Genomic DNA, 23,110 nt, shown 5'->3' on the forward strand with positions numbered 1-23,110 from the left:
TGGCCGGGCAACAGTTGCACCAGAAAGGGGCGGCTTCGGCTGTCCCTTTTTGCTTTGCTCGCTAGAATGGGGAATCGTGTTCCATCCCGTTCAAACCTAACGCCATGTTCATGGACGCCTCTTCACGCACGGCCCGCCGGACCCTGACCTTGCCCCGATCTCTGCACCAATTTCGTCTCGGATTCCCTGTTCTGGTGAGTGCCGTGGCGCTGACGCTGGGCGCGTGGGCCGGGCAGTCTTCCGCGCAGTCCTCGGACGTCTATGTCTGCACCGGGCCCAATGGCGTGCCCGAGTATCGCAATGGCAACGCGGGCAAGGGCTGCAAGAAGCTGAACCTGCCGGAGGTGGTGACGGTCCCGGGCGGGCGTATCGCTGCGCCGGCCAAGGGCGCTGGCAGCACCGCCGGCGCGGCGGCTGGCGGCACCAGCTTCCCGCGCGTGGACAGTGCCACGCAGAAGAGCCGCGACGGTGAGCGCCGCGCGGTGCTCTCGCAGGAGCTGCAGGCCGAAGAGGCCAAGCTGCAGGCGCTGCGTGCCGAGTACAACAACGGCCAGCCGGAGCGCCAGGGCAATGAGCGCAACTATCAGAAATACCTCGATCGCACGGCAGCGCTGCGCGACGACATCGCCCGCAGCGAGGCCAATGCGGCGTCGCTGCGGCGCGAGCTTGGCAATTTGAAGGACTAGTCTTATGCGTCGCCTGATTCGCGGAGTGTCGCGCAAGGCCAGCGGTGCCGACGGCGCCCGTGGCGAATCGCCGGCGGCTGATGCGGCGCCGGCCGAAGGCAGCGCCCAGGTGCTGACCATGGGCGCCGTGGCGTTCCATGCCGGCCTGGACGTAGTGGCCAACCCGGTGCTGCTGGTGCAGCAGCCGGGGCTGCGCGTCGTCTTTGCGAACCCGGCCGCTGAAGCCACCTTCGGCGTGTCGCGCAAGGGCATGGTGGAGCTGACGCTGCCTGACCTGTTCGGGCGTTCCGATGAGCTGCACAGCATGATCGACACCGTGGTCACGCGGCAGTTCGACGTGCGCCGGCAGGACCTGATCCTGCACCCGCCGCTGCAGGAGCCGGCCCATGTGCACGTGGTGATCTCCGCGCTGGAAGCGGTCGGCGACACCGTGGTGGTGGAAATCCTGCCCAATGAACAGAAGGTGCGCAGCGAACGCGAAGAACGCATCCTGGACCTGACCTCGGCCAACAAGGAACTGATCCGCAACCTGGCCCACGAAATCAAGAACCCGCTGGGCGGCATTCGCGGCGCGGCGCAGCTGCTGGAGTTCGAGCTGCCGGAGCGCTCGCTGCGCGAATACACGCAGGTCATCATCAAGGAATCGGACCGGCTGCAGACGCTGGTGGACCGGCTGCTGGAGCCGCACCGGCATCCGCATATCGTGTCCAGCCTGAATATCCACGAAGTGCTGGAGCGCGTGCGCTCGGTGGTGCTGGCGGAGTTCCCCAACGGGCTGGAGATCGTGCGCGACTACGACGCCAGCCTGCCCGAGCTGCAGGGCGACATGGAGCAACTGATCCAGGCCGTGCTCAACATCGTGCACAACGCCGCGCAGGCGCTGGCCGACCGCATGGCGCGCGGCGATGCACAGATCGTGCTGCGCACGCGCGTGGCGCGCCAGGTCACGATTGCCAAGCGCTTGTTCAAGCTGGCATTGGACTTGCATGTCATCGACAACGGCCCGGGAATTTCCGAAGACATCCGCGAACGCATCTTCTATCCGCTGGTATCGGGCAGGGATGGCGGCAGCGGACTCGGTCTCACACTCGCTCAAACCTTCGTGCAGCAGCACGAGGGCTTGATCGAATGCGAGAGCAGGCCGGGCTGTACCGACTTCCGCATCCTGCTGCCGCTGCACTAGCTTTTGCTGGCGTGCGCGAGCGATGGTGCATCCGCCGTGGCCGGGCATGCGGAAGACCAAATGACACCGAGCAGACAAGCGACGCACATGAAGCCGATCTGGATAGTCGACGACGATCAATCAATCCGCTGGGTCCTGGAAAAGGCCCTGGCCCGTGAAAGCCTGCTCTCGCGCAGCTTCACCAATGTGCGGGATGCGCTGGCCGCGCTGGAAGAAGACCAGCCCCAGGTGCTGATATCGGATATCCGCATGCCCGGCGGATCGGGCCTGGACCTGCTGCAGGCCATCAAGGCGCGGCATCCGGGCCTGCCGGTCATCGTGATGACGGCCTACTCTGACCTGGACAGCGCCGTGGCCGCGTTCCAGGGCGGTGCCTTTGAATACCTGGCCAAGCCCTTCGATGTCGACAAGGCGGTCGAGCTGATCCGCCGCGCGCTGGAAGAAAGCCTGCGCGAGGAAGAACTGGACGACCGCCTCGTCGATGCGCCCGAGATCCTCGGCCAGGCGCCGGCGATGCAGGACGTGTTCCGCGCCATCGGCCGGCTCTCGCAGTCCAACGTGACGGTGATGATCACCGGCGAGTCTGGCACCGGCAAGGAGCTGGTCGCACGCGCGCTGCACAAGCACAGCCCGCGTGCCAACGGTCCCTTTATCGCGCTCAATACCGCAGCCATCCCCAAGGACCTGCTCGAATCCGAACTGTTCGGCCATGAGCGCGGCGCCTTCACCGGTGCGCAGACCATGCGGCGCGGCCGCTTCGAGCAGGCCGAGGGCGGCACGCTGTTCCTCGACGAAATCGGCGACATGCCGTTCGACCTGCAGACGCGCCTGCTGCGCGTGCTGTCCGATGGCAACTTCTATCGTGTCGGCGGCCACAACCCCTTGCGCGCCAATGTGCGCGTGATTGCCGCCACCCACCAGAACCTGGAGCTGCGCGTCAAGGAAGGGCTGTTCCGCGAAGACTTGTTCCACCGCCTGAACGTGATCCGGCTGCGCCTGCCGCCGCTACGCGAACGCCCGGAGGACATCACGCTGCTGGCGCGTCATTTCCTGCAGAAGAGCGCCAAGGAACTGGGCGTCGAGCCCAAGCGCATGTCCGACGAAGCGCTGGCCTATGTCAGCACGCTGCCATTCCCCGGCAACGTGCGCCAGCTGGAGAACCTGTGCAACTGGCTGACCGTGATGGCGCCGGCCCAGACCATCGAGGTCAAGGACCTGCCGCGCGAGATGCTGGAAGCCGGCACCAGCGAGCCGGTCAATGCGCCGCGGCCCGAGCGCGTTGGCGAAGCGCGCGCGCCCGAGTATGAAAGCGCGCCTGACCTGGCCGACTACGGCGGCTACGCGACGACGGTGGCAGAGGCCGACACGGCCACCGCAGTCCGGCCCGCGTCCGTGGCGACGGTGGTCCCGGCCCTGGCCTCGGCCGGCTGGGAAAGCCTGCTCGCCGGCGAAGCACGGGCAATGCTCGAAGCCGGCCAGCCGGAGGTCATGGATGTGCTGACGCGCCGCTTCGAGAAGGCCGTGCTGGAGGCCGCGCTGGGTGTCACGCGCGGGCGCCGCGTCGAGGCGGCGACCCGGCTCGGGATCGGGCGCAATACCATCACGCGCAAGCTGCAGGAGCTTGGGTTCGACTGAGCCAGGGCAGGGGCGGGTGACAAGAAAAACCGGCCGGAACTTTCCCGGCCGGTTTTCTTGTTTTGCGTGAGGTATTCAGCCGCGCGCTTCGACCAGCCGCTGCGCCATCTCGGCAAAGCCCTCGCCACCGGCCGCTGCGGTGATATAGGCCGGCGGCACCGGCAGCTGCGGCAGGATGTCGCGCACATTGGCCACGCCAACCGACAGCGGAAAGTGGGCGAACATGCTGGCATCGTTGGCCGAATCGCCGATAAACAGCCATTCGTCGCGGCGCGCGTCCACGTCTTCGCCCAGCAGTTCGGCCACGCACAGCCTGCTCATCGACAGCTTGTCGTGCAGGCCGAACCAGCCGTTGACATGGATCGAGCTGACCGTGGCGGTCATGCCGGCCTCGCGCATGATGGCGGCGATGCGGGCCACGGCGTCTGCAGGCAACGGCGCGACGTCCTCGGCATGGTCGATGGCCAGGTCGGCGGCATGCCAGGCCTGGTCCGAGGCCAGCGCGCAGCCCGGCACTTCGCGCACGATGCGCTGGCCCAGCGCTTCGATGCGCTCCAGGTTGCGCGCGCGCGTGGCGGCATCGTCCAGGAAGCGGGTCTGCAGGCGGCCGTTGTGCAAGTGCGAGTAGAACGCACCGTTCTCGCCGATGATGGCGTCGACCGGCCACAGCCGGGTCAGGATCTCGGCCCAGGCGATGCAGCGCCCGGTGACCGGGATCACGTGCAGGCCCGCGCGGCGCAGCCCGTCGAGCGCCAGGTAGGTCGAGGCCGGCAGCCGCCCGTCGGTGGTCAGGGTGCCGTCGATGTCGGTCAGCACGCCGCGCACGCGCTGCAGCACGGAATTAGAGAGCTTGTTCAGGGATTGCATGGCGGGCCATTGTAACCGCGGATCTGGCGGCAATTTCCCTTATTGCACTGCAAAAGGCATCGTACTGGCCATACTGGTGAATCTGCTGATTTGCTAGCTCAGGTGCGACAGGCGTAACATGCCGCTGTCACAAAAAAATCACATACTGTCGGATTTTCGACCGACCGGAACAGACAGACCAAAGGAGAGCCACCGATGTCCTTATCCCGTACCGTGCTCAAACTCGCAGCGCTGGCAGCCCTGACCGGGGCCGGCAGCGCCCACGCCGCCGTTGAAATCCAGTGGTGGCACGCCATGCAGGGCGCCCTGAACGACAAGGTGAACGAGATCGCCAACAAGTTCAACGCCAGCCAGTCCGAATACAAGGTGGTGCCGGTCAACAAGGGCAACTACGACGAAACCATGGCTGCGGGCATTGCGGCCTTCCGCGCCGGTGGCTCGCCCGCCATCCTGCAGGTGTTTGAAGTGGGCACCGCCACCATGATGAGCGCCAAGGGCGCGATCAAGCCGGTATCGGCGGTGATGAAGGACGCCGGCGAGAAGTTCGACCAGAAGGCCTATATCCCGGCGGTGGCGGGCTACTACACCTCGTCCAAGGGCGAGATGCTGTCGTTCCCGTTCAACAGCTCGACCACGGTGTTCTACTACAACAAGGACGCCTTCAAGAAGGCCGGCCTGGATCCGGAAAAGCCGCCCAAGACCTGGCCCGAGGTGATGCAGTACTCGGCCAAGCTCAAGGCCTCGGGCACCAACTGCGCCTACACCACCGACTGGCAGGGCTGGGTCCACCTGGAGAGCTTCTCGGCCTGGCACAACACGCTGTACGCGACCAAGAACAACGGCTTCGGCGGCACCGACACGCGCCTGCTCTTCAACAGCCCGCTGCACGTCAAGCACATCACCAACCTGCAGGACATGGTGAAGAAGGGCTATTTCAGCTACGGCGGGCGCAAGGCTGAGTCGCAGGCCAAGTTCTACAACGGCGAGTGCGCGATGTTCACCGGCTCGTCGGCATCGCTGGCCAATATCCGCAAGAATGCCAAGTTCGCGTTCGCGGTGGCACAGCTGCCGTATTACCCGGAGGTGCAGGGTGCCCCGCAGAACACCATCATCGGCGGCGCTTCGCTGTGGGTGATGGGCGGCAAGAAGCCCGACGAGTACAAGGGCGTGGCCAAGTTCTTCAATTTCCTGTCGCGCCCCGAGATCCAGTCTGACTGGCACCAGGCCACCGGCTACCTGCCGGTGACGATGGCCGCCTACGAGATGACGAAGAAATCGGGCTACTACGACAAGAACCCGGGTGCCGATGTGTCGGTGCAGCAGATGGTGGTCAAGACCACCGACAAGTCGCGCGGCGTGCGCCTGGGCAACATGGTGCAGATCCGCACCGTGGTGGACGAGGAACTGGAAGCCGTCTGGGCCGGCAAGAAGGAGCCCAAGGCGGCGCTGGACTCGGCCGTGGCCCGCGGCAATGATCTGCTGGAGCGCTTCCAGAAGACTGCCCGCGAGTAAGCCGGCATAGCCAGCAAGCTGATGTGACAATCGGGCGGTGGCGAAACCTCCGCCCGATTGCATTGTGGACGGCCCTGTCTCACCGATCGGGGCCCTCCGCAACTCCGTACCTAGTCCGATGCCGCGACCCGCAGCATTCGCCGGAATCCGTTCATGGAAAAACGCGTCGTTTTCCGTTCGCCGTGGCTGCCGTATCTGCTGGTGTTGCCGCAGATCGCGATCACGCTGATCTTCTTCTTCCTGCCCGCCGGGCAGGCGCTGTACCAGTCGATGCTGCAGCAGGATGCCTTCGGCATCAACCTTGAGTTCGTCGGCCTCGACAACTTCCGCATGCTGTGGAACGACCCGCTGTACGTGGAGTCGTTCCAGACCACCGCCATCTTTGCCGTGGGCGTGACCGTGGTGGGCCTGACTACCGCGCTGCTGCTGGCCTATTTTGCCGACCGCATCATCCGCGGCGCCGTCGGCTACAAGACGTTGCTGATCTGGCCGTATGCGGTGGCGCCGGCCGTGGCCGGCGTGCTGTGGATGTTCATGTTCAACCCGACGCTGGGCGTGGTGTCCTATGCGCTGCGCAAGCTCGGCGTGGAATGGAACTTCCTGCTCAATGGCGACCAGGCATTGCTGCTGGTGGTGCTGGCCGCCGCCTGGAAGCAGATCAGCTACAACTTCCTGTTCTTCCTGGCGGGTCTGCAGAGCATCCCGCGCTCGCTGATCGAGGCCGCCGCCATCGACGGCGCCGGCCCATGGCGCCGCTTCTGGTCGATCATGTTCCCGCTGCTGTCGCCGACCACCTTCTTCCTGATGGTGATCAACGTGGTCTACGCGTTCTTCGATACCTTCGCGATCATCGACGCGGTCACCCACGGCGGCCCGTTCAATTCGACCAACACACTGGTCTACAAGGTCTTCCATGACGGCTTCCGCGGCATGGACATCGGGGGCTCGGCCGCGCAGTCGGTGGTGCTGATGGTGATCGTGATCGCGCTGACCGTGGTGCAGTTCCGCTATGTTGAACGCAAGGTCCAGTACTGACGGAGACAGCACATGGTAGAACGTCGCCCCTTCCTTGATTTCCTGAGCCATGCGGTGCTGATCCTGGGCATCGTGATCGTGGTGTTCCCGGTGTACCTGACCTTCGTTGCGTCCACGCTGACCGCCGAAGAGGTGCTGGACGCGCCGATGACGCTGATCCCAGGCAGCCACCTGATCGAGAACTATCGCACCGTGCTGTTCCAGGGCGTGGGCGAGGCCGCATCGCCTGTCTCGACCATGATGAAGAACAGCCTGATCATGGCGCTGGGCATTGCGCTGGGCAAGATCGCGATCTCGATCATCTCGGCCTTTGCCATCGTCTATTTCAAGTTCCCGCTGCGCAAGACCTTCTTCTGGCTGATCTTCATCACGCTGATGCTGCCGGTGGAGGTGCGCATCCTGCCGACCTACAAGGTGGTGTCGGACCTCGGCATGCTGGACAGTTACTTTGGCCTGACCGTCCCGATCATCGCGTCGGCCACCGCCACCTTCCTGTTCCGCCAGTTCTTCCTGACCATTCCGGACGAGCTGGCCGAGGCCGCGCGCATCGACGGCGCCGGGCCGCTGCGATTCTTCTGGGACGTGGTGCTGCCGCTGTCGCGCACCAGCATCGCCGCGCTCTTCGTGATCCAGTTTATCTACGGCTGGAACCAGTACCTGTGGCCGCTGCTGATCACCACGCAGAAGTCGATGACGCCGGTGGTGGTGGGCGTGACGCAGATGATCTCGCGCTCGGGTGACGCGGCCACCGACTGGAACCTGGTGATGGCCACCGTGATGCTGGCGATGATCCCGCCGGCGGTGGTGGTGGTGCTGATGCAGAAGTGGTTCGTCAAGGGCCTGGTCGAAACGGAAAAATAAGGCGCGGTGGCCACGAGCCACGCGCAGGACAACAGCAATGGCAAAACTGTCGCTACGCAACGTTCAGAAAACCTACGCCGGCAGCGTCCAGGTGGTGCACGGCATCGACATGGAGATCGCCGACGGCGAATTCATCGTCATCGTCGGCCCCTCGGGCTGCGGCAAGTCCACGCTGCTGCGCATGGTGGCGGGGCTGGAAACCATCACCGGCGGCGAAATCCATATCGGCGACAAGGTCGTGAATAACCTGGAGCCGGCCGAGCGGGACATCGCCATGGTGTTCCAGAACTACGCGCTCTATCCGCATATGAGCGTGTACGACAACATGGCCTACGGCCTGAAGATCCGCGGCATGGCCAAGGCCGAGATCGCGCAGCGGGTGAACCATGCCGCCGGCATCCTGGAGCTGGCGCCGCTGCTGGACCGCAAGCCGCGCCAGCTATCGGGCGGACAGCGCCAGCGCGTGGCCATGGGCCGCGCCATCGTGCGCGAGCCGGCGGTGTTCCTGTTCGACGAGCCGCTGTCCAACCTGGACGCCAAGCTGCGCGTGCAGATGCGGCTGGAACTGAAGGAGCTGCACCGGCGCCTGGGCACCACCAGCCTGTACGTCACGCACGACCAGGTCGAGGCGATGACGCTGGCCGACCGCATGATGGTGCTCAACGCCGGACGCGTCGAGCAGATCGGCACGCCGCTGGAAGTCTATTCGCGTCCGGCCAGCACCTTCGTGGCCGGCTTTATCGGCTCGCCGCCGATGAACCTGATCCCGGTGGCGCGCAACGCCGGCGGCGACACTGGCGCGCAGATGCGCGTGGTGGCGAAGGAAGGCGAGGCCGCCAACGCCACGCTGGGGCACCTGCCGATGGGGCTGCACCTGCCGGAGCAGGCACTGCTGGGGCTGCGCCCGGAGCATATCGAGCCGTGCGCCGCGCATGAGGCCATCGCCGAAGTCGATGTGCGCGTGGTCGAGGCCCTCGGCGCGGATTCCTTTGCCTATGGCTCGCTTGGCGGACAGGCGGTGGTGGTGCGCCTGGACAGCCATGCGCACGTGCGCGCCGGCGACCGCCTGCCGGTGACGTCGTCGGCGGAGCACCTGCATTTCTTTGCGCCCGATACGGGCAAGCGCATCGAGGCCTGACATGACCAGCGTAACCGACACTGCCTGGCGGTACCCGAGCCATATCGCGCACCGCGGCGCCGGCAAGCTGGCGCCGGAGAACACGCTGGCAGCGTTTCGCCACGGCGCCGGCTTTGGCTACCGGATGTTCGAGTTCGACGTGAAGCTGTCGGCCGACGGCAAGCCGGTGCTGATGCACGACGCCACGCTGGACCGCACCACCAGCGGCCAGGGCCGGGTGGATGCGCTGACACTGGGCGAACTCGCGCAGCTGGACGCCGGCACGTGGCACAGTCCCGCCTTCGCCGGCGAGCCCGTGCCGACGCTGGCGGCCATCGCACGCTATACCCAGGCCAACGGCTTGATGGTCAATATCGAGATCAAGCCAGTGCCCGGCACCGAGGCGCGCACCGGTGCGGCGGTGGCGCTGGACGCGCAGTCGCTGTGGGCGGCTGCCGCGGTGCCGCCGTTGCTGTCATCGTTTTCTGAAGAGGCGCTGGCCGCCGCGGCGCGCGTCGCGCCGGACCTGCCGCGCGCGCTGCTGCTCGACCAGCTGCCCGCGGACTGGCTGGAGCGGCTGCGCCGGCTGGGCTGCGTGGCGCTGGATGCCAACCACCGCGAACTGGATGCCGGCGTGATCGCCGCCGCGCACGCGGCCGGTTTCCGGGTCCTCTGCTATACCGTGAACGATCCGGCGCGGGCGGCGCAGTTGCTGGCCTGGGGCCTGGACGGGCTGATCACAGACGCCGTCGACCAGATCGCGCCTTGATTCAAATTGTTGTGCGGGTGTTGCTAATTCGCTGATTGCGAACCGAATTGTCGTGGGTAGGTGTTTCGTATCGCGAAAAGTCCACATTGATCAAAGGCAATTCATGCTATTCTTAACGCCGTGAAGACTTTAGGTCCTTCCCCGCACAACTTGCCCTTTCGGGCCTTGTGAGGAAGCCATCACACGCGGCACCCAAGCGGTGCCGTTTGTGTAGGCGCCTCAGTTGGGCTCCCAAGAGTTGTTTGCGATCCGCTAACCGGTCAAGCCGTGTCGCGGAAGGTTGAATAACCCGCTGAACTCCGGCATTCCCGGAGAATAGTGAGCGTCCCATGATGCAGCAGTATCAGAGCAACTCGTACCTCTTCGGCGGTAACGCCCCGTATGTCGAAGAACTGTACGAGGCCTACCTCCAGAACCCCGCCTCGGTTCCCGACAATTGGCGCGCGTATTTCGACGCCATGCAGAACGTTCCTGCGGTCGACGGCTCGAACGGCCGGGATATCCCCCACGCCCCCATCGTTGCCTCGTTCGCCGAGCGCGCCAAGCAAGGCCCCATCAGGACCATCGTTGCCTCGGCCGATTCCGACATGGGCCGCAAGCGCGTCGCTGCCACCCAGCTGATCGCCGCCTACCGCAACATCGGTTCGCACTGGGCCGACCTGGATCCGCTCAAGCGCCAGGAGCGTCCGCCCCTGCCGGATCTGGACCCGGCGTTCTACGGTTTCTCCGAAGCAGACCTCGACATCGTCTTCAATGCCAGCAACACCTACTTTGGCAAGGAGTCGATGAGCCTGCGCGAGCTGCTCAACAACCTGCGCGAAACCTACTGCGGCACCATCGGTTTCGAATTCATGTACGTGAGCGACCAGGCGCAGAAGCGCTGGTGGCAGGAGCGCCTGGAAACCACGCGTTCCAAGCCCGTGTTCACGCTGGAAAAGAAGAAGCACATCCTGGACCGCCTGACCGCGGCTGAAGGCCTGGAGCGCTTCCTGCACACCAAGTACGTCGGCCAGAAGCGCTTCTCGCTGGAAGGCGGCGAAAGCTTCATCGCCGCCATGGACGAGCTGATCCAGCACGCCGGCAGCAAGGGCGTGCAGGAAATCGTGATCGGCATGGCCCACCGTGGCCGCCTGAACGTGCTGGTCAACACGCTGGGCAAGATGCCCGCCGACCTGTTCGCCGAATTCGAAGGCAAGCACGTCGACGACCTGCCGGCCGGTGACGTCAAGTACCACAAGGGCTTCTCGAGCGATGTCTCGACCGAAGGCGGCCCGGTCCACCTGTCGCTGGCGTTCAACCCGTCGCACCTGGAAATCGTCAACCCGGTGGTCGAAGGCTCGGCCAAGGCCCGCCAGGAACGCCGCGGCGAAGTCGGCCACAAGGAAGTGCTGCCGGTGCAGGTGCACGGCGACGCGGCCTTTGCCGGCCAGGGCGTGGTGATGGAGACGCTGAACCTCGCGCAGACCCGCGGCTACGGCACGGGCGGCTCGATGCACATTGTCATCAACAACCAGATCGGCTTCACTACCTCCGACCCGCGCGACGCGCGTTCGACGCTGTACTGCACGGACGTGGTCAAGATGATCGAGGCCCCGGTGCTGCACGTGAACGGCGACGATCCCGAAGCCGTGGTGTACGCCATGCAGCTGGCCGTGGACTTCCGCATGGAGTTCAAGAAGGATGTCGTGGTCGACATCATCTGCTTCCGCAAGCTGGGCCACAACGAGCAGGACACCCCGGCGGTCACGCAGCCGCTGATGTACAAGAAGATCGCCCAGCACCCCGGTACGCGCAAGCTGTACGCTGACAAGCTGGCCGCGCAGAACCTGGTCCCGGCCGAGTTCGGCGACGAGAAGGTCAAGGCATACCGCGCCGCGATGGACGCCGGCAAGCACACCGCCGACCCCGTCCTGTCGAACTTCAAGAACAAGTTCGCCGTGGACTGGATGCCGTTCCTGAACCGCAAGTGGACCGACGCCGCCGACACCGCCGTGCCGGTGACCGAGCTCAAGCGCCTGGCCGAACGCATCACCACCACGCCTGAGACCCTGAAGCTGCACCCGCTGGTGGAGAAAGTCGTCAAGGACCGCGCCAACATGGGCCGCGGCGACCAGCCGCTGGACTGGGGCATGGGTGAGCACCTGGCCTTCGCCTCGCTGGTGTCGTCGGGCTACCCGGTGCGTATCACCGGCCAGGACGCTGGCCGCGGCACCTTCACCCACCGCCACGCCGTGCTGCACGACCAGGCCCGCGAGCGCTGGGATGCCGGCAGCTACGTGCCGCTGCAGAACGTGTCGGAAAACCAGGCACCGTTCACGGTGATCGACTCGGTGCTGTCCGAAGAGGCCGTGCTCGGCTTCGAATACGGCTACTCGGCCGCCGAACCGAACGCGCTGGTGATCTGGGAAGCCCAGTTCGGCGACTTCGTCAACGGCGCCCAGGTGGTGATCGACCAGTTCATCTCGTCGGGTGAAGTGAAGTGGGGCCGTGCCTCGGGCCTGACGCTGATGCTGCCGCACGGCTACGAAGGCCAGGGCCCGGAACACAGCTCGGCCCGTATCGAGCGCTTCCTGCAGCTTTGCGCGGACCACAACATGCAGGTCTGCCAGCCGACCACGCCGGCCCAGATCTTCCACCTGCTGCGCCGACAGATGATCCGTCTGTTCCGCAAGCCGCTGGTGATCATGACGCCGAAGTCGCTGCTGCGTAACAAGGACGCTGTGTCGCCGCTGTCGGACCTGGCCAAGGGCCACTTCGAGACGGTCATCCCTGACCACGAAGAGCTCAACGCCAGCAAGGTCAAGCGCGTCATCATGTGCTCGGGCAAGGTCTACTACGATCTGGTCAACACGCGCAAGGAACGCGAGGCCAATGATACGGCGGTGATCCGCCTGGAACAGCTGTATCCGTTCCCGCACAAGGCCGTGGCAGCAGAACTCAAGAAGTATCCGAACGCCACCGAAATCGTGTGGTGCCAGGACGAGCCGCAGAACCAGGGTGCCTGGTTCTTCGTGCAGCACTACATCATGGAAAACATGACGGATGGCCAGAAGCTCGGTTATGCCGGTCGTCCCGCTTCGGCTTCGCCGGCAGTGGGCTACTACGCAAAGCACAACGAGCAACAGAAGGCGCTGCTGGAGGCTGCCTTCGCCAAGCTCAAGGGCTTTGTTCTGACCAAGTAATCAAGCGGCAGCCACGGCGGCGCGCGCAGACGGCCGCCGTGGCATAGCCAGCATAAAGACAACACGCATAACACGAGGAATTCACAACCATGGCTATCGTTGACGTCAAGGTTCCGCAGCTCTCCGAATCGGTCGCCGAAGCGACCATGCTCAACTGGAAGAAGAAGCCGGGCGAGGCTGTTGCACAGGACGAAATCCTGATCGAGATCGAAACCGACAAGGTCGTGCTGGAAGTGCCGGCCCCGTCGGCTGGTGTCCTGTCGATTATCGTCAAGAACGACGGCGACACCGTCGTGGCCGATGAGATCATCGCCAAGATCGACACCGAAGCCACCGCTGGCGCCGCCGCACCGGCTGCTGCCGCTCCGGCACCTGCCGCCGCTGCCCCGGCACCTGCCGCTGCTGTCGCCGCTCCGGCCGCCGCAGGTGGTGTGGCGATGCCGTCGGCTGCCAAGCTGATGGCAGAAGCCGGCCTGTCGGCTGGCCAGGTTGCAGGCACCGGCAAGGACGGCCGCATCACCAAGGGTGACGCGCTGGCCGCTGCTGCTGCCCCGGCCGCCAAGGCTGCTCCGGCTCCGGCTGCCGCCAAGCCGGCGCTGCAGCAGGTTTCGGCCCCGGTTGACTTTGCCGCGCTGGGCGACCGCCCGGAAGAGCGCGTGCCGATGAGCCGTCTGCGCGCCCGTATCGCCGAGCGCCTGCTGCAATCGCAATCGACCAACGCCATCCTCACCACCTTCAATGAAGTGAACATGAAGCCGGTGATGGACCTGCGCAACAAGTACAAGGACCGCTTCGAGAAGGAACACGGCGTCAAGCTGGGCTTCATGTCGTTCTTCGTCAAGGCCGCGGTGCACGCGCTGAAGAAGTTCCCGCTGATCAATGCTTCGATCGACGGCAACGACATTGTCTACCACGGCTACTTCGACATCGGCATCGCCGTGGGTTCGCCGCGTGGCCTGGTGGTGCCCATCCTGCGCAATGCCGACCAGATGAGCCTGGCCGACATCGAGAAGAAGATTGCCGAGTTCGGCGTCAAGGCCCGTGACGGCAAGCTGTCGCTGGAAGAACTGACCGGCGGCACCTTCTCGATCTCCAACGGCGGCGTGTTCGGTTCGATGCTGTCGACCCCGATCATCAACCCGCCGCAATCGGCCATCCTGGGCGTGCACGCCACCAAGGACCGCCCGGTGGTGGAAGACGGCCAGATCGTGATCCGCCCGATGAACTACCTGGCGATGTCTTATGACCACCGCATCATCGACGGCCGTGAAGCCGTGCTGGGCCTGGTGGCCATGAAGGACGCGCTGGAAGATCCGGCCCGCCTGCTGCTGGACCTGTAATTAACGGTCCCCCCGCGCACGCCTGCCGTGCGCGGGGCGCGCTTCCCCCGTGATGAAGGCGCGCCGGCACAAGCTGTCGCCGGCGCCCACAAAGGAATTTCCATGAGCAAACAATTCGACGTGCTGGTGATCGGCGCCGGCCCCGGCGGCTACATCGCCGCCATCCGCGCCGGCCAGCTGGGCCTGAACGTGGCCTGCTGCGAAGGCAATCCGTATGACGATCCCAAGGGCGAAGCCCGCCTGGGCGGCACCTGTCTGAACGTGGGCTGCATCCCCTCCAAGGCGCTGCTGGCTTCCTCGGAGGAGTTCGAGAACGTCCAGCACCACCTGGGCGACCACGGCATCACCGTGGGCGACGTCAAGGTCGACGTGGCCAAGATGCTCAAGCGCAAGGACGACATCGTTGGCAAGATGACCAAGGGCATCGAGTTCCTGTTCCGCAAGAACAAGGTGACGCTGCTCAAGGGCTACGGCAAGTTCGTCGGCAAGAGCGCCGAGGGCTTCCAGGTCGACGTTGCCGGTGAAGTCGTGACCGCCAAGCAGGTCATCATCGCCACCGGTTCGAAGGCTCGCCACCTGCCGGGCATCAAGGTCGACAATGACCTGGTCAGTGATAACGAGGGCGCGCTCAAGTTCCCCGCAGTGCCGAAGAAGCTGGGCGTGATCGGTGCCGGCGTGATCGGCCTGGAACTGGGCTCGGTGTGGCGCCGCCTGGGCTCCGATGTGACCGTGCTGGAAGCGCTGCCCGCGTTCCTGGGCGCCGCCGACGAAGGCGTGGCCAAGGAAGCGCAGAAGCAGCTGACCAAGCAGGGCCTGAAGTTCAGCCTCGGCGTGAACGTCAACGAAGTGACGACCGGCAAGAACGGCGTGACCGTCAAGTACACTGACAAGGACGGCAAGGCGCAGACCCTGGAGGTCGATCGCCTGATCGTGTCGGTTGGCCGCGTGCCCAATACCGACAACCTGGGCCTGGACGCCGTCGGCCTGGCCGCGGACCAGCGCGGCTTCATCGAGGTGGACGACCACTGCGCCACCAAGGTGCCGGGCCTGTGGGCCATCGGCGACGTGGTGCGCGGCCCGATGCTGGCGCACAAGGCCGAGGACGAAGGCGTGGCCGTGGCCGAGCGCATCGCCGGCCAGAAGCCGCATATCGACTACAACTGCGTTCCGTGGGTGATCTACACCTTCCCGGAAATCGCATGGGTAGGCAAGACCGAAGCCCAGCTCAAGGCCGAAGGCCGCGAGTACAAGGCCGGCCAGTTCCCGTTCATGGCCAACGGCCGTGCACTGGGCATGGGCCACGCCGACGGCTTCGTCAAGATGCTGGCCGACGCCAAGACCGACGAGATCCTGGGCGTGCACATCGTTGCCGCCAACGCCTCGGACCTGATCGCCGAAGCCGTGGTGGCGATGGAGTTCAAGGCCGCCAGCGAGGATATCGGCCGCGTCTGCCACCCGCACCCGTCGATGTCGGAAGTCATGCGCGAAGCCGCGCTGGCCGTCGACAAGCGTCAGCTTAATATGTAAGGCGCATGCTTCGCATTGCCTGAGTACCGGCGCGCCGCATCCGCGGCGCGCCGTTTTCACTTGCGGCCCGTGCGCAGGAACCCGTCAGCATGAACGTCACCGAGTACTACGAGAAGGAACTGAAGGAGCGCGGCTACCAGTCCGACGAAGCGCAATTGCGTGCCGTGGCCCGGCTGCAGCAGTGCTACGACGAATGGGTGGCCTACAAGAGCCGCCGCAACAATGCGCTGAAGAAGCTGCTGGTCCGTCCCGACGTGCCCAAGGGCGTCTACCTGTGGGGTGGGGTGGGGCGCGGCAAGTCCTTCCTGATGGACAGCTTCTATACCTGCGTGCCGGTGGTGCGCAAGACGCGGCTGCATTTCCATGAGTTCATGCGCGAGGTCCATCGCCAGCTCGAAGAGCTGCGCGGCCGTCCCGATCCGCTGGATGAGCTGGCCAGACGCATCGCGCGCCGCTTCCGGCTGATCTGCTTCGATGAATTCCACGTCAGCGACGTCGCCGACGCGATGATCCTGCATCGGCTGCTGCAGCAGATGTTCGAGAACGGCGTGCAGTTCGTGATGACCTCCAACTACCGCCCGGACCTGCTGTATCCGGATGGCCTGCACCGCGACCGCGTGCTGCCGGCCATCGCGCTGCTGCAGCGGAAGCTCGACGTGCTCAACGTCGACGCGGGCATCGACTATCGCAAGCGCGCGCTGGAGCAGGTGCAGGCGTACCACACGCCGCTCGGCGCCAAGGCCAGTTCCGCGCTGCGCGACGCCTTCACCTCGATCGCCGGCGTGGCCGACGAGTCGCCGCTGCTGCATATCGAGCATCGCGAGTTGCGTGCGCTGCGCAAGGCCAACGGCGTGGTGTGGTTCGACTTTGCCACGCTGTGCGGCGGCCCGCGCTCACAGAACGACTACCTGGAGCTGGCGTCCCAGTTCCACACCGTGATCCTGTCCGACGTGCCGCGCATGACGCCGCGCATGTCGTCCGAGGCACGCCGCTTCACCTGGCTGATCGATGTCTTCTACGACCACAAGGTCAAGCTGCTGATGTCGGCGGAAGTGCCCGCGGACGAACTCTACACCGAAGGCCAGATGGCCAATGAGTTCCATCGGACCGTATCGCGCATCATCGAGATGCAGTCGCGCGAATACCTGGAATCCGAGCGCCGCACCATGGATACCACGCTCACCTGAGCGTTGTTTTCCGGCCCGGCGCGACGATTGCCGGGCCGCATTGACCTATATCAAGGTCGATTCGGGGGCCCGCATATACCCTCCATCGGGTAGAAAAAGGTTCCCATGTCGTCGCCCCCAGTCACCAGTCCTTCAGCCAGCTTACTGGCACCGTACCCGCCGTCCGCGCTCCGTGATGCCTTGGGCCCGGCTGCCGACGCCGGTGCGCGGCTGGCCTGCTTCCATTGCGGCCTGCCCGTCACGGACACCGAGCCGCTTGCCGCCGAGCTGGACGGCAGCCGCCGGGTGTTCTGCTGCGGCGGTTGCCAGGCATTGGCGCAGACCCTCCATGCGGCCGGCTTTGCGCACCTGTACGGGGATGAAGCCCGCTTCGCCCGCCCCATCGACGACGACGCCCGTCGCGAGGCCGAACCGATCTGGGCCGCCTACGACACCCCTGAGTTGCGCGCCCAGTTTGTCCGCCCGCTGGACAGCGGCCGCGCCGAGATCACGCTGGCGCCAGAGAACATCCGCTGTGCCGCTTGCGCGTGGCTGATCGAACAGCACCTGAGCCGCCAGCCGGGCGTTGAGTCCGCGGTCGCCAATGTCGCCACGCGGCGCGTGGTGGTGCGCTGGCGCGATGGCGCCCAGACGGTGGCGGGGCTGCTGGCCGCGCTGGCCGGCATCGGCTACATGGCCTGGCCGTTCGAAGTCTCGCGCACCGACCAGCAGGACCGCCGCGCGCGCCGCGGGCTGCTGATGCGCATGGCGGTGGCCATGCTCGGCATGATGCAGGTCATGATGTATGCGTGGCCGATCTACACGCACGAGGCCACCATCGACCCTGGCCAGCTCCAGCTGATGCGCTGGGCCAGCTTCGCCCTGACGCTGCCGGTGGTGTTCTATGCCGCCTCGCCGATCTTTGCCGGTGCCTGGCGCAGCCTGCGCCAGCGCCACATGGGTATGGACGTGCCGGTGGCGATCGGCATCGGCGCCGGCTTTGCCGCCAGCGCGCTGGCCACGGTGCGCGGAGTGGGTGAGGTGTATTTCGATTCGGTGACGATGTTCGTCGCCTTCCTGCTGCTGGCCCGCTACCTGGAACTGCGCGTGCGCCAGGCCTCGCGCAGCGGCGCCGAGATGCTGGCGCGCCAGCTGCCGGCCACCTGCGAACGGCTGGTCGCGACGGGTGAGGCCGGCGAGCGTGTGCCGGTCGCGCGCCTGCGTGCGGGCGATCTGATCCGCGTCAAGGCCGGCGAGATCGTTCCCGCCGATGGCGCCGTGGTGGCGGGCGCGAGCGAACTCGACGAATCCATGCTGACCGGCGAGAGCCGCCCGGTGCGCCGCGCCGCCGGCGAGACCGTGCTGGCCGGCAGCTTCAATACGGCAAGCCCGCTCGAACTGCGGATCACGCGCGTCGGCGCCGGCACCCGCCTGGCCGAGATCGTCGCGGTGCTGGACCGCGCGCTGGCTGAAAAGCCGCGCCTTGCCACGCTGGCCGACCGCGTCGCGGGCTGGTTCGTGGCGACGCTGCTGGGGCTGGCGGCGCTGACCGGGCTGGTATGGGGTCTCTGGATCGATCCGTCGCGCGCCTTGCTGGTGACGATTGCGGTGCTGGTGGTCAGTTGCCCGTGCGCCTTGTCGCTGGCCACGCCGGCCGCGCTGGCCGCGGCCGGTGCGGCGCTGTCGCGCCGCGGCGTGCTGCTGACACGCGGCCACGCGCTGGAGACGCTGGCGCGCGTCACCGACGTGGTGCTCGACAAGACCGGCACGCTGACCGAAGGGCGCTTTGCCGTGGCCGCGGTCGAGCCGCTGGCTGACGCCGATCGGACCCGATGCCAGGCGCTGGCCACCGCGATGGAGCGCGGTGGCGAACATCCGATCGCGCGCGCGCTGGTGGCCGCGGCGCAGGGTAACTCCGGCATGTCGCTCCAGGTGTCCGACATGCGCAACGTCCCGGGTCAGGGCCTGGAGGCGATCGTCGATGGCCAACGCCTGCGGCTCGGCCGCGCCGACTTTGTCGCGGCGCTGGCGCCCGACAGCGGCCAGGCACCGGACACCTGGCGCAGCGACGCGGACCATCCTGGCGCCACCGTGGTGTGGCTGGGCGCGCCAGCGGGTCCGCTGGCGCGCTTCGTCCTGGCCGATGTGGAGCGGACGCAGACGCCGCAGTTGCTCGTGCGGCTGCGTGAACTTGGCGTGCGCTGCCACCTGGTATCGGGCGATCACGCCGAAGCGGTCCACTGGTGGGCGTCGCACTTCGGCATAGCCTGCGTAGCCGGCGCGGTCACCCCGGAAGGCAAGCGCGACTACGTCGCGCGGCTGCAGCAGGGCGGGGCGGTGGTGCTGGCCGTGGGCGATGGCATCAACGATGCGCCGGTGCTGGCGCAGGCCCAGGTGTCGATCGCCATCGGCAGCGGCGCGCCGCTGGCCCAGGCCGGTGCGGACGCGGTGCTGACGCACGGCGGCGTGGCCGAGATCGCCACCGCACTGGCGGTGTCGCGCCGGACGCGCCGGGTGGTGCGCCAGAACCTGGGCTGGGCCTTCTTCTACAACGTCGTGGCCATCCCGCTCGCAGCGACGGGGCTGGTCACGGCCTGGATGGCCGGCATCGGCATGTCGCTGTCGTCGTTGCTGGTAGTGGCCAATGCCTGGCGCCTGCTGCGCGCCGGCAAGCCGCGCCACAAGGGAGTCTGACAGATGGAAACGCTTTACCTGCTGGTGCCGATGAGCCTGGTGCTTGTCGTGGTCATCGCGGGCGCGCTGTGGTGGGCCCTCCATGCCGGGCAGTACGACGACCTGGACCGGCCCGCCGAATCGATCCTGCTGGACAACGACAAGCCATGAACCCGCCGCGCGGCGCGCCCTCCGACCGGGGCCCAGCACGCAGGTTCCATGCATGCCCTGAGCGACTTGATAAAGATCAACGCACACGCAGCATGGTTTTTCTAAAGTCACACTGTCAGTAGGTTTTTTCTTTTCTCTAAGCTTTGGGGGTCTGAATGGATGTCACTGCCGCGTCTTCACGCGTCGACACCTTCAATTACGGCGTCGTAAGACAGTTCGCTGTCATGACGGTAGTCTGGGGGATCGTCGGCATGGCCGTCGGCGTGCTGCTGGCAGCACAGCTGATCTGGCCCGAACTCAACTTCAACACACCCTGGCTGTCGTTTGGCCGGCTGCGGCCGTTGCATACCAATGCGGTGATCTTCGCCTTCGGCGGCAGCGCGCTGTTCGCGACCTCGTACTACGTGGTCCAGCGCACCTGCCAGGCCCGCCTGTTCTGCGGCCCGCTGGCCGCGTTCACGTTCTGGGGCTGGCAACTGGTCATCGTCGCCGCCGCCATCACGCTGCCGCTGGGGATCACCAGCTCCAAGGAATACGCGGAACTGGAATGGCCGATCGACCTGCTGATCACCGCGGTCTGGGTGGCCTACGCGATCGTGTTCTTCGGCACCATCGTCAAGCGCAAGACCCGGCATATCTACGTCGCCAACTGGTTCTTTGGCGCCTACATCCTGACCATCGCGCTGCTGCACATCGTCAACAACATCGAGATGCCGGTGTCGCTGTGGAAGTCCTACTCGGCCTATGCCGGCGTGCAGGACGCGATGATCCAGTGGTGGTACGGCCATAACGCCGTGGGCTTCTTCCTGACCACCAGCTTCCTGGGGATGATGTACTACTTCATTCCCAAGCAGGCCGAGCGCCCGATCTACTCCTACCGCCTGTCCATCGTCCACTTCTGGGCGCTGAACTTCACCTACATGTGGGCCGGCCCGCACCACCTGCAGTACACCGCGCTGCCGGACTGGGCACAGTCGCTGGGCATGGTGTTCTCGCTGATCCTGCTGGCGCCGTCGTGGGGCGGCATGATCAACGGCATCATGACCCTGTCGGGGGCCTGGCACAAGCTGCGCACCGACCCCATCCTGAAGTTCCTGGTGGTGGCGCTGTCGTTCTACGGCATGGCCACGTTCGAAGGCTCGATGATGTCGATCAAGACCGTCAACGCGCTCTCGCACTACACGGACTGGACCATCGGTCACGTGCACTCGGGCGCGCTGGGCTGGGTCGCGATGATCTCGATCGGCTCGCTCTACTACCTGATTCCGCGTCTGTTCGGTGAGAAGCAGATGTACAGCGTCCGGCTGATCGAGTGGCACTTCTGGATCGCGACCATTGGCGTGGTGCTGTATATCGCCTCGATGTGGATCGCCGGGGTGATGGAAGGCCTGATGTGGCGCGCCACGCAGCCTGACGGCACGCTGACCTATGCCTTCGTCGAAGCGGTCAAGGCCAAGTACCCGTTCTACCTGATTCGCTTGCTGGGTGGCCTGTGCTTCCTGTCCGGCATGCTGCTGATGGCCTACAACGTGCTCAAGACCATTGTCGGCAAGCCCGCCGTGGATGCGCCGATTCCGGCCAGCATCACTGCCTCTGCCCACTGATCAATCCAGGATAGAAAGATGTCCGACAAACAACGCTTCTTTTCCCACGAAACGCTGGAGAAGAACATCGGCTGGCTGATCATCTGCACGATCCTCGTGGTCAGCATTGCGGGTCTGGTCCAGATCGTGCCGCTGTTCTTCCAGCACTCCACCACCGAGCCGGATCCGGGCATCACCCCGTATTCGCCGCTGCGGCTGATGGGCCGCGATATCTATATCCGTGAAGGCTGCGTCGGCTGCCACTCGCAGCAGGTCCGCACGCTGCAGGCCGAGACCGAGCGCTACGGCCACTTCTCCACGGCGGGCGAGTCGGTCTACGACCACCCGTTCCTGTGGGGCTCCAAGCGCACCGGTCCCGACCTGGCGCGCGTGGGCGGGCGCTACTCGGATGACTGGCAGCGCATCCACCTGCGCAATCCGCGCGACGTGGTGCCGGAATCCGTGATGCCATCGTACCCATGGCTGGAAAAGGCCGAGCTGCCCACCAACGACATCCAGGCCCGCATGCGCGCGCTGGTGCGCCTGGGCGTGCCGTACACGGATGCCGAGATCGCCAAGGCACCAGACGAGCTCAAGGGCAAGACCGAAGAAGATGCGCTGGTTGCCTACCTGCAAGGCCTGGGCACCAACCGCCGCAACGTCCGCGTGGATTCCGCCGCGGCTGCGGCACCCAAGGAGTAAGCCATGGCCATGATCACTGCCATTGCGACCGTCGTGTCGATGGTCGTCTTCCTGGGGATCTGCTGGTGGGCCTGGTCCGCCGGCCGGCAGGCCGCTAACCGGGAATCCGCCATGCTGCCGTTCGCGCTGCCTGACGAAACCACGACAACATCGAGCCGGAACACCTAGCCATGAGCGATTTCATTTCCGAATTCTGGAGTTATTACATTGCCGCTATCGCGCTCATCGGCATCGTCTGGTGCGTGTGGCTGCTGTTCTCGCAACGCAAGGTCGCCAAGACCGCCGGCGGCACTGAAGACACCGGCCATGTCTGGGACGGTGACCTGCGCGAGCTGAACAACCCGTTGCCGCGCTGGTGGATGTGGATGTTCCTGCTGGCCTGCATCTTCAGCCTGGCCTACCTGGTGCTGTACCCGGGACTGGGTTCGTATGCCGGTGTGCTGAAGTTCTCCACGCAGGGCGAACTTGCCGCGCACCGCGCGGCGCAGGAGAAAATGCAGAACGAGATCTACTCCAAGTACCTGAAGATGGACGTCAAGCAGGTGGCGGCGGATCCGCAGGCGCGCGAGATCGGCCAGCGGCTGTTCCTGAACTACTGCGCACAATGCCACGGCTCGGACGCGCGCGGCAGCCGCGGCTTTCCGAACCTGACAGACAGCGACTGGCTCTATGGTGGCGAACCCGACATCATCCAGCAGACCATCACCAAGGGCCGCAATGGCGTGATGCCGCCGTTTGCCGCGGCCATCGACGCCAAGCAGGCGGGCGACGTGGCGCAATACGTGCGCTCGCTGTCGGGCCTGTCGTCGGACCCGATCCGTGCGTCGCGTGGCGAGGGCGCCTTCAAGACGACCTGCGTGGCATGCCACGGCGCCGGCGGCAAGGGCAACCAGGCGCTCGGCGCGCCCAACCTGGCGGACAACGTCTGGCTGTATGGCAGCTCGGAAGGCAGTATCGTCGACGCAATCCTGAAGGGCCATAACAACCACATGCCTGCGCATGAGGAGATCCTGACGCCTGAACGCATCCGGATGCTGACGGCCTATGTCTGGGGTTTGTCCAATACTGGGGGCGGAGCCGGGCAATGACCGACGACTCATG

At 65.6% G+C, this 23,110-nt stretch carries 19 protein-coding genes; 18 read left to right on the top strand and 1 reads right to left on the bottom strand.

Features of this window, described 5'->3' with window-relative positions; translation table 11 throughout:
• The first annotated feature begins 110 nt into the window (after nucleotides 1-110).
• The 3 genes from AC1Q6V_RS29650 to ntrC all read left to right on the top strand — a co-directional run bounded on the left by AC1Q6V_RS29650 (nucleotide 111) and on the right by ntrC (nucleotide 3,504).
• Complete coding sequence (locus AC1Q6V_RS29650; protein WP_037024141.1) at nucleotides 111-686, top strand: hypothetical protein; 576 nt, start codon at nucleotides 111-113, stop codon at nucleotides 684-686.
• Between the two features lie 4 nt (nucleotides 687-690).
• Nucleotides 691-1,869 carry a nitrogen regulation protein NR(II) gene (gene glnL / locus AC1Q6V_RS29655; RefSeq protein WP_010809456.1) on the top strand — a complete coding sequence of 393 codons (1,179 nt, stop codon included), beginning with the start codon at nucleotides 691-693 and terminating at the stop codon, nucleotides 1,867-1,869.
• 87 nt (nucleotides 1,870-1,956) lie between these two features.
• A complete protein-coding gene (ntrC, locus tag AC1Q6V_RS29660) occupies nucleotides 1,957-3,504 on the top strand; it encodes a nitrogen regulation protein NR(I) (RefSeq protein WP_010809457.1) in 1,548 nt (515 codons plus the stop codon).
• Nucleotides 3,505-3,579: 75 nt separating this feature from the next.
• Here the strand turns inward: ntrC and AC1Q6V_RS29665 are convergent, their stop codons facing one another.
• Entirely contained in the window at nucleotides 3,580-4,371 is a 792-nt protein-coding gene (locus tag AC1Q6V_RS29665) for an HAD-IIB family hydrolase (RefSeq protein ID WP_011615611.1), read from the bottom strand.
• Between the two features lie 195 nt (nucleotides 4,372-4,566).
• On the opposite strand from AC1Q6V_RS29665, the gene ugpB reads away from it, so the two are divergent.
• The 15 genes from ugpB (at nucleotide 4,567) to ccoP (ending at nucleotide 23,097) form a co-directional block, all read left to right on the top strand.
• Nucleotides 4,567-5,883, top strand: a complete 1,317-nt coding sequence (ugpB, locus tag AC1Q6V_RS29670) for a sn-glycerol-3-phosphate ABC transporter substrate-binding protein UgpB (protein ID WP_010809459.1) — start codon at nucleotides 4,567-4,569, stop codon at nucleotides 5,881-5,883.
• A 153-nt stretch (nucleotides 5,884-6,036) separates the two neighbouring features.
• Nucleotides 6,037-6,918, top strand: a complete 882-nt coding sequence (gene ugpA / locus AC1Q6V_RS29675; protein ID WP_010809460.1) for a sn-glycerol-3-phosphate ABC transporter permease UgpA — start codon at nucleotides 6,037-6,039, stop codon at nucleotides 6,916-6,918.
• Nucleotides 6,919-6,930: 12 nt separating this feature from the next.
• Nucleotides 6,931-7,779, top strand: a complete 849-nt coding sequence (gene ugpE, locus AC1Q6V_RS29680; protein WP_010809461.1) for a sn-glycerol-3-phosphate ABC transporter permease UgpE — start codon at nucleotides 6,931-6,933, stop codon at nucleotides 7,777-7,779.
• A gap of 37 nt (nucleotides 7,780-7,816) precedes the next feature.
• Nucleotides 7,817-8,917: a sn-glycerol-3-phosphate import ATP-binding protein UgpC gene (locus AC1Q6V_RS29685; RefSeq protein ID WP_010809462.1), complete on the top strand. Its 1,101-nt coding sequence runs from the start codon at nucleotides 7,817-7,819 to the stop codon at nucleotides 8,915-8,917.
• Nucleotide 8,918: 1 nt separating this feature from the next.
• Nucleotides 8,919-9,665: a glycerophosphodiester phosphodiesterase gene (ugpQ, locus tag AC1Q6V_RS29690; protein ID WP_010809463.1), complete on the top strand. Its 747-nt coding sequence runs from the start codon at nucleotides 8,919-8,921 to the stop codon at nucleotides 9,663-9,665.
• 329 nt (nucleotides 9,666-9,994) lie between these two features.
• On the top strand, nucleotides 9,995-12,847 hold the full coding sequence (locus AC1Q6V_RS29695; RefSeq protein ID WP_010809464.1) for a 2-oxoglutarate dehydrogenase E1 component: 2,853 nt from the start codon (nucleotides 9,995-9,997) through the stop codon (nucleotides 12,845-12,847).
• 89 nt (nucleotides 12,848-12,936) lie between these two features.
• The gene (odhB, locus tag AC1Q6V_RS29700; RefSeq protein ID WP_010809465.1) at nucleotides 12,937-14,187 is read left to right on the top strand and encodes a 2-oxoglutarate dehydrogenase complex dihydrolipoyllysine-residue succinyltransferase; all 1,251 of its coding nucleotides are present in this window, start codon (nucleotides 12,937-12,939) and stop codon (nucleotides 14,185-14,187) included.
• A 102-nt stretch (nucleotides 14,188-14,289) separates the two neighbouring features.
• The gene (gene lpdA / locus AC1Q6V_RS29705; RefSeq protein ID WP_010809466.1) at nucleotides 14,290-15,714 is read left to right on the top strand and encodes a dihydrolipoyl dehydrogenase; all 1,425 of its coding nucleotides are present in this window, start codon (nucleotides 14,290-14,292) and stop codon (nucleotides 15,712-15,714) included.
• Nucleotides 15,715-15,803: 89 nt separating this feature from the next.
• Entirely contained in the window at nucleotides 15,804-16,901 is a 1,098-nt protein-coding gene (zapE, locus tag AC1Q6V_RS29710; RefSeq protein ID WP_011615610.1) for a cell division protein ZapE, read from the top strand.
• Nucleotides 16,902-17,006: 105 nt separating this feature from the next.
• Nucleotides 17,007-19,574: a heavy metal translocating P-type ATPase gene (locus AC1Q6V_RS29715; RefSeq protein WP_037024106.1), complete on the top strand. Its 2,568-nt coding sequence runs from the start codon at nucleotides 17,007-17,009 to the stop codon at nucleotides 19,572-19,574.
• A 3-nt stretch (nucleotides 19,575-19,577) separates the two neighbouring features.
• Nucleotides 19,578-19,724, top strand: a complete 147-nt coding sequence (ccoS, locus tag AC1Q6V_RS29720; protein WP_010809469.1) for a cbb3-type cytochrome oxidase assembly protein CcoS — start codon at nucleotides 19,578-19,580, stop codon at nucleotides 19,722-19,724.
• Nucleotides 19,725-19,879: 155 nt separating this feature from the next.
• A complete protein-coding gene (gene ccoN, locus AC1Q6V_RS29725) occupies nucleotides 19,880-21,328 on the top strand; it encodes a cytochrome-c oxidase, cbb3-type subunit I (RefSeq protein ID WP_010809470.1) in 1,449 nt (482 codons plus the stop codon).
• 18 nt (nucleotides 21,329-21,346) lie between these two features.
• Complete coding sequence (ccoO, locus tag AC1Q6V_RS29730; RefSeq protein ID WP_010809471.1) at nucleotides 21,347-22,009, top strand: cytochrome-c oxidase, cbb3-type subunit II; 663 nt, start codon at nucleotides 21,347-21,349, stop codon at nucleotides 22,007-22,009.
• 3 nt (nucleotides 22,010-22,012) lie between these two features.
• The gene (locus tag AC1Q6V_RS29735) at nucleotides 22,013-22,177 is read left to right on the top strand and encodes a cbb3-type cytochrome oxidase subunit 3 (RefSeq protein ID WP_010809472.1); all 165 of its coding nucleotides are present in this window, start codon (nucleotides 22,013-22,015) and stop codon (nucleotides 22,175-22,177) included.
• Between the two features lie 2 nt (nucleotides 22,178-22,179).
• Entirely contained in the window at nucleotides 22,180-23,097 is a 918-nt protein-coding gene (gene ccoP, locus AC1Q6V_RS29740) for a cytochrome-c oxidase, cbb3-type subunit III (RefSeq protein ID WP_010809473.1), read from the top strand.
• Nucleotides 23,098-23,110: the final 13 nt, after the last annotated feature.

The organism is Cupriavidus sp. GW823-FHT07B10, from assembly GCF_058794355.1.